Here is an 8,197-nt window from a genome sequence, read left to right on the forward strand (position 1 = left end):
GCGGTGATGCCATCGCAGGCAAACCAGCTCCCACACCAGCCAACAACGCATTTTCTTACGCCCCCACCGCCTGCAACCGGCTGGACCGGAAATCCTTGGGCGACAGCTCAAACTGCTTCTTGAACGATCGGCTGAAATGCGCCGAATCCGTAAACCCCCACTTATACGCAATCGACGTAATCGACTCACTGCGCAAAAACGGGTTAGTCAGGTCATCCGCACTGCGCTTGAGCCGCGCCCGCTGGATATAGCGGCACACACTGTCATCCTGTTCCTCAAACAACCGATACAAATGCCGCACCGAAATATTCAGCCGGTTGGCCAAACCCACCGGGCTCAGGCCGGGTTGGCTGAGCGACTCGTCAATCACCTTCTGCACATAGCTGCGCAGGTTATTGCCCTGCAACGCCGCCAGCCCTTCGCGGCACTCGTCACCCTGCTCCAGCGCCGAACCCAACAGCGACACAAACGCCGTCTGCAGCGCCGCCACTTCGCCCGCCCCATCGGCCGTATCGTCCTTGCACAGCTGGTCCATCAACACATGCAACATGCGCCCACAGGCCTTGGTCGAAGAAATTTTGCCAAACGCGCGCGACTCCCCGCCCAAGTGCTTGCACACCTCAGGCCGCGACAGCGACAGCGACGCGTGTTCGATCAAGCCAAAAGGGGTAATCTCGATGGAGCCCACCGAGTCCATCAACAGCATCTCGCCAGGCGCCAGTTGCAGGATCTGGCCGTTCTGCACAATTTGCGAATAACCGCTGCGCTGGCTGACCAGGAAACACTCCTGGTCGTTGTCGTGGTCGGCATGGTGCGTGGGGCGCTTGATCAGCCCGGCATTGGTGCGCAGGATCGCCAGGCCACGGGGCAAGTTGTTGATCTCGCCGATAAACAGCGAGCGGTTGAAGGCCAGTTCCGTGTCGAAGTGCCCACACGCAGCGCGCAGTTCGTGGTTCCAGCTGTCCAGCCCGTCGTGTGCCTGCTGTTGGATGCTCATGGGGTGCCTCCGCAATGGCTTGTTCTTGTTGTTCTGCTGCAATAGTTAACATGTTATCTATATGCGCGCAACAACTACCGGTTTACCCTTGCAGAAGCACTATTGATGCCAATCAGAGGTTCGACAACACCCGTTGCAGCCCCACCAGTGTCACCAGCAAATGCTCGCTCTGCACAGGGCTCAGGGCAATGTAACGCCGAAACGCCGGCAGGCGATTGACCACCTCGCTGCCGCCCATATGTTCCAGGCGCACACACCATTGCTGGTCCTGCAACTCGATACGCAGGCGCTTGAAATCCAGCGGCATCAAAGCCCGAAACAACGCCTCATCCGCCAGCAAACGCGCCTGCAATTCACGGCCCAGCGCCTCGTTGCCTGCACGCCGGCGTACACGCACGCCAGTGCGCCGAATCGCGCCGCCATGGTGCACCGCAAAACTGCCCGTGCCTCCTGTCGTCGCAGGCACATGCAGCACGAACTCGGTCATGACCAGGTGCATCAGCAACTGCGATTCGGCGCGTTCGACAATCTCGAACGCCACACCCTCCACTTCCAGTGTCGCCAGCCCCAAATTGCGCCGCAGACGCTCCAGCGTTACCCCAGGCCGATAGCCGGAAGGCGCACGATCCGCGCGAAACAGCTCAAACAGCTTTTGCCGCAAAGTCGCTATAACCTTCATGGGAATCCCCCGGTTCATTGCCGAATTCCTTGGCCAGCACCTCCTCCACGGAGGCCGGCTTGAAGGGGTTGACCTTCTGCACCACGAGGGTCCAGAACAACGCATAGGCGGCGGTGATCGCCAGCATCACGCCGAACGGCACGTAGATATCCGCCGGGTTCATGCCCGGCGGTGTGATAAACCACATGCCCAGCAAGATGCCGATGCTCGAGACGATCTGCGGCAGCGGGAACCACGGCGAACGGTAGGCCCGTGGCAAATCCGGGCGACGAATGCGCAGGCTCACCACCGACACCGTTACCAGCAGATAAGCGAAACTCCAGGCACACACCGCCGCCAGCACCAGGTGCATGATGTTGTCGGTGTTGCCGCCCAGGTACAGCGCGTGCAGACACGGAATCAGCATCGCCACCAGGATGCACAGCAGCGGTGTTTTAAAGCGCGGGTGCAGGTAGGTAAAGACCTTGGGCAATGCACCATCCACCGCCATGCCGTAGAGAATCCGCGGCACACCGGCCATCAGGGTATTGATGGTCGCCGCGCCGGCAAACAGGAAGCCGATGCCCAGCCACAGCGGGCCGACCTGCCCCATCACCTGCTCGGCGAACTTGGGGATGGCCATGGGTGTGTCCAGCAGGTGCACGCCCGACGCAGCGTCCAGCACCACGTTTTCCACTTGGCGCTTCATTGCAGCGCCGTAGATGAACATGCACGTGGCCACGCCCACCAGCCCGAGCATCATCGCCCGGGGCATGACCTTGGCCGATTGGCGCAGGTCTGGCGCCAGCGGCGTGACGAACTCGCAGCCGACGAACATGAACATCGCCATACCCACCAGGGACAGCACGGTGATCATGTCGGTGCCGACCAATGACACGCCGAACCAGCCGTCCAACTGCACCGCTGGCGCGGCGATCAGGCCAAGCACGCCGAACACCATCAAGGTGGTCCACATGCCAAAGGTGAGGATGATTTCTGCCCGGCCGAAAGCGCTGACACCAAAGGCATTCAGCACCCCGAAAACAACCACGAAGCCCACGCCCAGCAGCCAGGAACCGCCAGCGGACTCGGCCAAGGTATTGAGGTGCTCGAAGTTCACCAAGGCCATGACGCCGGCTAGAATGGTTTCGGCGGTGCCGGCAAACACGTGCACGATCAGGTAGGCCGACAAGGTGCCGGTGATCGCAAAAAACCGCCCCATGCCGCAGTTGATGTAGTCGTACACCGAGCCGGTGGTGGGCAGGATCGAGGCGGCTTCGGCGAAAGTGGTGGCCTGGGCCAGCATCATCACCACGGCGATCAGCATCGCCAGGGCAAACGCGCTGCCGCCGATGCCGAAGCCCATGGTGGCGGTGAGGATCACCGGGCTGGCCATGATCAGGCCAATGGTACTGGCCAAGGCGGTGGGAAAACCTACCGTGCCCCGGTTGAGGTGCGCGGTGAGTCGGTCATTGATCGACATAATGGGGTCCTCGAAAGCGTTTTTTTAATGTGCCAGCACTGTGCGCCCCACCCAAGTTGGTCGTCTTGCCCCTGTCTGCCGCCGGTTTTGTTGCTGCCTGCCACGGCGTATTGCCTGGCGGCCAGGGTCAATTACCTGGCACGCAAATGAAAGACTTGCGCCTGCAGCGCTCGCCCTAATGCGCCCTCACTCTTAACCAAGCTGGGGACAATAACAATGGAGCACACACTGAAAAACCGTCGCTTGCGCCAGGCGGTAGGGCTGGGCATCGCGTTGCTGGTCGGCAAGGTTCAAGCCATCGAGCTGTACAGCGATGCCGACACCAGGGTCACCGGTAACTTCCTCGCCGTGTACGGCATGTTCAATAGCCCGAAAAACTACGACGGGCGCAGCGGCGGCTCGACCTGGCGTGAGGCGTTCATTAAGTACGGCCTGAGCGTCGAGCAAAACCTGGGCAACTTTGGCGGCGTGTACGGCACCGCCAACCTGGTGAGTTCCGGCACCTGGGGCGATGGCGATGCGTCCGGGGTCACCAACGGCACCGAGCGCACCACCAAATTCGACGAAGCCTTCGCCGGCTGGCGCTCCGGTGACCTGTTTCCGGCGCTGGGCAAGGATGGCGTCGACCTGTCCTTCGGGCGGCAAATCATCACGCTGGGGGACGGTTTTATCATCAACGACGACGGCCCCAACCTGGGCAAGGGCGTGGGCGATGGCGAGTTCAATCGCGGCGGTGCCTACTACATTGCTGCGCGCCACGCGTTCGACAAGGCGGCGGTGATCCGCCTGGGCGGCAAGGACGGCGTGCACGGCAGCCTGATGTGGCTCAAGTCCGACAACCCGGCGCAAGCCATGACCGAAATGGCCATCAGCACCCTCGATTACAGCGCCGCGCCGGGCACCTTGGGCCTGACTTATATTCACGGCATTGACGTGGATGAGCGCTACGCCACTGACCTGCAACGCCAGCGCAAGGGCATGAACCTCTATAGCCTGCGCGGCAGCGGCAATGCCGGTATCGATAACGCGCACTTTGCCTTTGAACTGGCGCGTCAGGACCGCCGCGACAGCCAGCAAAACGCCGGTTACGCCGAGGCCGGCTACACCTTCGCTGGCTTGCCGTGGTCACCCGACCTGACCTATCGCTATGCGCGCTACTCAAGAAACTGGGACGGCATGTTCTCAGGCTTCAATCGCGGCTACGGTACCTGGGTTCAGGGCGAAGTGGCGGGCAACTATTCCGGCCCCTACAACAGCAACACGGGGGTGCAGCACGTGGCGTTCAAGCTCAAGCCACTGGACAACCTGACCCTCGGCGCGTTGTTTTTTGACTACAGCACCGTCAGCACCCGTGGCCAGCTCAACCTGGATGGCCGTGAGCTGGACCTGTACGCCGAGTGGGCGGTCAACGAGCACCTGATCATTACGCCGCTGATGGGCCTGTACAAGCCCAACAAGGATGCCGAAACCGGCGGCAACCAGGTCGTCGGTAACGGCACCAATGTCTACAGTCAGTTGGTGGTTGCCGTACCGTTTTGAAGCCCTTCGGGCGCGCACGGACGCAGCGCCTGAACCTCTGCGTAAGCGCCTTGGTGATAAAGCAACGGCGCACGCCCGAAGTCATCAAAGGCCACTACCTTGCCGATCATGATCCAGTGATCGCCACCGTCGATCTGCTGGTATTTCTCGCAATGAAAGCGCGCCGAGCAGTCGGCGAACACGGGCGAGCCACCCTCGCCCGGTTCGTATTCGATCAAGGCGAAACGGTCTTCACGCGGGCGCGCAAAGTTATTCGACAGGTGCACTTGGTCGGCAGCCAGTACATTCACGGCAAAGTGGCTGGCCTCCTCGAACACCTCGTGACTGCTGGAGCGTTTGTCGATGCTCCACAGCACCAGCGGCGGGTCGAGAGACACCGAATTGAAACTGTTGGCAGTCACACCGACCTTACGCCCGGAGGCGGTGGCGGCGGTGACCACGGTCACACCGGTGGCAAAATTGCCCAGGGCGCGACGAAAGGCGCGTGGGTCGAAAAGGCTGCTGTCAGACATGCAAGACTCCCGGACGGCGGCTAAACGGCCGCCCTGATTAGTGTGGTGGCAAACCCGTCAGACCATGCTCGGGTCAGGTTCCAGGCCCATCAGCTCGCGGCCGAGGATCTGCGCACAAACGTCGTAGTCGGTGTAGGCATGTGCGCCGGTCATATGGGAATCGCGGAATAGGCGCTGCATCTCGTTATGCTCGAACCAGGCATTGCCGCCTGCTGCCGCAAACAGACGGTCCACCGCCTCGATGCACATTTTGGTCGCGTAGGCCTGATTGGTGCGCCAGAACGCCAGGGTTTCGCGGCTGGGATATTGGTGCGCGGCGCTGTGCTCGGCATGTTCCTGCCAGGTCTTCTCCAGGAAGGCGCGAGCGGCGGCGACCTGATGGGTGGACTCGGCCAGGCGCATCAAGGCCGGGGTCGCCGCGCCCACGGCAGCGCCGGTGTAGGCGCGCACGCGGGTTTTGGTTTTTTCGCGGAACACCTCCAACATGCGCTCGGCCACGCCCAGGCTCACGGTGGAGAACCCGCTGGCGAAATACGGCCGGTACGGCGCGTAGAAAATCTTGCTGTCGGGGTAGAGGCCAAAGCCTGCGGATTTGCCTTCCATCATGTCCTTGGCTTTCTGGATACGATGCTCGGGCACCCAGGCACGGTCGATGATCAAGGTCTTGGTGCCGCTGCCTTTCATGCCGGCGGCGTACCAGTCGTCACGGATCTGGTAGTCGCTGCGCGGCAGCACGGCGAAGCAGTAATCCTGGTTGCCTTCGGCGTTCTGGCGACGGCAGCCGACAATCGCCCACTCGCCATGGTCGCAACCACTGCTCCAACCCATCTCACCGCTGAAATACACGCCGCCCTCGCCCTCGGTGACACGCCCGAAGGGCGCAATACTGCTGCTGGCGGTGGCGTCGGGGTTCGCACCCCAGATTTCTTGCTGCAACTGTACGCTGAACAACGCTAACTGATGGCTGTGAGTACACAGCAAACTCATGGCCCAGGCAGTGCTGGCGCAGCTGCCGGCGAGCAAGGCGATGCAGTCGGCGAACTCGGGCAGCGAGAGTTCCAGGCCGCCAAAGGCTTTGGGCTGAAAGGCACGGTGCAGGCCGATACTTTTGAGCCAGGCGATATTTTCATCCGGCACTTGGCGCAGTTGTTCGGCACGTGCGGTATTCGCGGCAATGGCAGGCAAGAGAGGTTTGAGGTCTTCGAGCAGCGGGTTTGGCTTTTTCATGGATAGCCCTGCTTATTATTGGAAGTCCGGCAGGCGCTCCGAGGTCAAGAGCGGCGCTGGATGCAGGCCCAGTATCGGCCGCGGGGCAGCGGCGCAACATGCACATTCGGCAGGCAAGGTTGTACTTTTCACAAGCACGGCAGGCACAGGCATAAAACCTGGCAGGCACAGTCAAGCCGCCTCCAGGAGGGTTGGTTACCCTCGAGTTTTCCTTTGTGAACTGCCAGGAACCTGCCATGAGTGATATTGCGCTGCTGCCCCACGTCGAAACTTTTTTACGTCGCCAACATGGGCTGTTTATCGACGGCGTCAGCGTGCGCAGCCACGCCAGCCAGACGCTGACAGTGACCAACCCGGCAACCGGCCAGGTGATCGCAGAGGTTGCCGATGCGGACGTGGCGGATATCGACGCGGCGGTGGCTTCTGCCAATCGGGGTTTTAAGCAGTGGTCCCAGGCCGCACCCGCCACTCGCGGGAATGTGCTGCTCAAACTGGCCGATCTGTTGGAGCAAAACCGCGAAGAACTGGCGCAGATCGAAACCTGCCAGTCGGGCAAGATCATCCAGATTTCCCGAGCATTCGAGGTCGACCAGGCGACGCACTTTTTGCGCTACTACGCCGGTTGGGCCACCAAGATCAGCGGCCAGACGCTCACGCCATCGCTGCCCTCCTTCAATGGCGAGCGCTACACCGCCTTTACCCTGCGTGAACCGGTGGGCGTGGTGGTGGGCATCGTGCCGTGGAATTTCTCGACCATGATCGCCATCTGGAAACTCGCCTCGGCGCTGGTCACCGGTTGCAGCATCATCATCAAGCCCAGCGAATTCACGCCGCTGACGATCCTGCGCATCGCTGAACTGGCGATCGACGCCGGGTTGCCTGCCGGTGTGCTCAACGTGCTGACGGGCGGCGGCCATGTCGGCAAAGGCCTGGTGGAGCATCCGGGCACCCACAAGGTATCGTTCACCGGCTCCGTGCCCACTGGCATCGCCGTCGGCCGCAGCGCCATGGGCGCAGGCCTGACCCGCGCAACCCTGGAGCTGGGCGGCAAAAATGCCGCCGGATTCCTGCGCGATATGGACGTGGACAAAGCCGTGGGCGGCATCATCGAAGCCGGTTTTTTACACTCCGGGCAAATCTGCGCGGCGGCCGAACGCTTTTTCGTGCATCGCTCGCAGATCGACGCCGTGCTCGACACGCTCAGCCAGCGCCTCAGCGCCCTTAACATCGGCTCGCCCCTGGACGAACGCACCGAATTCGGCCCGGTGACTCACCGGCAGCACCAGCAAAAACTGCTCGGCTACATCAATCAGGCCCGCGCCGAAAACAACACAATCATTCACGGTGGCAACCTGATCGAGCGCCCCGGCTCCTACTTCGAACCCACCGTGATCCTGGCCAATAGCATCAACGACACTCTGCTCAACGAAGAAACCTTCGGCCCCATCGCCACCTTCCTGCCCTACGACAGCGAAGACGAACTGCTGGCACTGATGAACAACGGCCCTTATGGGTTGAGCGCCAGCCTGTGGACCAACGACCTCGGCAAGGCGCTGCGCATGATCCCGGCCGTCAATGCCGGCACTGTGTGGGTGAACATGCACACCCTGCTCGACCCGGCGGTGCCGTTTGGAGGCAATCGGTCTTCGGGGGTTGGGCGCGAGTTTGGCAGTGCGTTTATCGAGGATTACACCGAGCTTAAGTCGGTGATGATTCGGTACTGATTACACATGCTGTAAACACTACCTCCCACAGAAGTTACCAACCGCCCATCGCCAGGC

General features: G+C 61.5%; 6 protein-coding genes and 1 pseudogene. 2 read left to right on the forward strand and 5 right to left on the reverse strand.

Annotation, left to right across the window (positions count from 1 at the left end; translation table 11 throughout):
- Window positions 1-55: 55 nt before the first annotated feature.
- The 3 genes from feaR to FEM54_RS17910 form a co-directional block, all read right to left on the reverse strand.
- Window positions 56-997 (reverse strand): transcriptional regulator FeaR, encoded by a 942-nt coding sequence (gene feaR, locus FEM54_RS17900; protein WP_138452224.1) that lies wholly within the window; start codon window positions 995-997, stop codon window positions 56-58.
- Window positions 998-1,109: 112 nt separating this feature from the next.
- Window positions 1,110-1,676 (reverse strand): DUF3156 family protein, encoded by a 567-nt coding sequence (locus tag FEM54_RS17905; RefSeq protein ID WP_138452226.1) that lies wholly within the window; start codon window positions 1,674-1,676, stop codon window positions 1,110-1,112.
- Complete coding sequence (locus tag FEM54_RS17910) at window positions 1,639-3,138, reverse strand: APC family permease (RefSeq protein WP_138452228.1); 1,500 nt, start codon at window positions 3,136-3,138, stop codon at window positions 1,639-1,641. Before FEM54_RS17910 ends, FEM54_RS17905 begins: the two co-directional genes overlap by 38 nt.
- 216 nt (window positions 3,139-3,354) lie before the next feature.
- Here FEM54_RS17910 and FEM54_RS17915 point away from each other — a divergent pair, with 216 nt between their 5' ends.
- On the forward strand, window positions 3,355-4,677 hold the full coding sequence (locus FEM54_RS17915) for an alginate export family protein (protein ID WP_138452231.1): 1,323 nt from the start codon (window positions 3,355-3,357) through the stop codon (window positions 4,675-4,677).
- A 32-nt stretch (window positions 4,678-4,709) separates the two neighbouring features.
- Here FEM54_RS17915 and FEM54_RS17920 read toward each other — a convergent pair.
- Window positions 4,710-5,189, reverse strand: a pseudogene (locus FEM54_RS17920) (flavin reductase family protein); the annotation flags it as partial.
- 57 nt (window positions 5,190-5,246) lie between these two features.
- On the reverse strand, window positions 5,247-6,416 hold the full coding sequence (locus FEM54_RS17925; protein ID WP_138452235.1) for a p-hydroxyphenylacetate 3-hydroxylase oxygenase component: 1,170 nt from the start codon (window positions 6,414-6,416) through the stop codon (window positions 5,247-5,249).
- A gap of 236 nt (window positions 6,417-6,652) precedes the next feature.
- Here FEM54_RS17925 and FEM54_RS17930 point away from each other — a divergent pair, with 236 nt between their 5' ends.
- On the forward strand, window positions 6,653-8,140 hold the full coding sequence (locus FEM54_RS17930) for an aldehyde dehydrogenase family protein (RefSeq protein ID WP_138452237.1): 1,488 nt from the start codon (window positions 6,653-6,655) through the stop codon (window positions 8,138-8,140).
- Window positions 8,141-8,197: the final 57 nt, after the last annotated feature.

It is taken from the genome of Pseudomonas edaphica (genome assembly GCF_005863185.1).
GTDB classification, from domain to species: domain Bacteria; phylum Pseudomonadota; class Gammaproteobacteria; order Pseudomonadales; family Pseudomonadaceae; genus Aquipseudomonas; species Aquipseudomonas edaphica.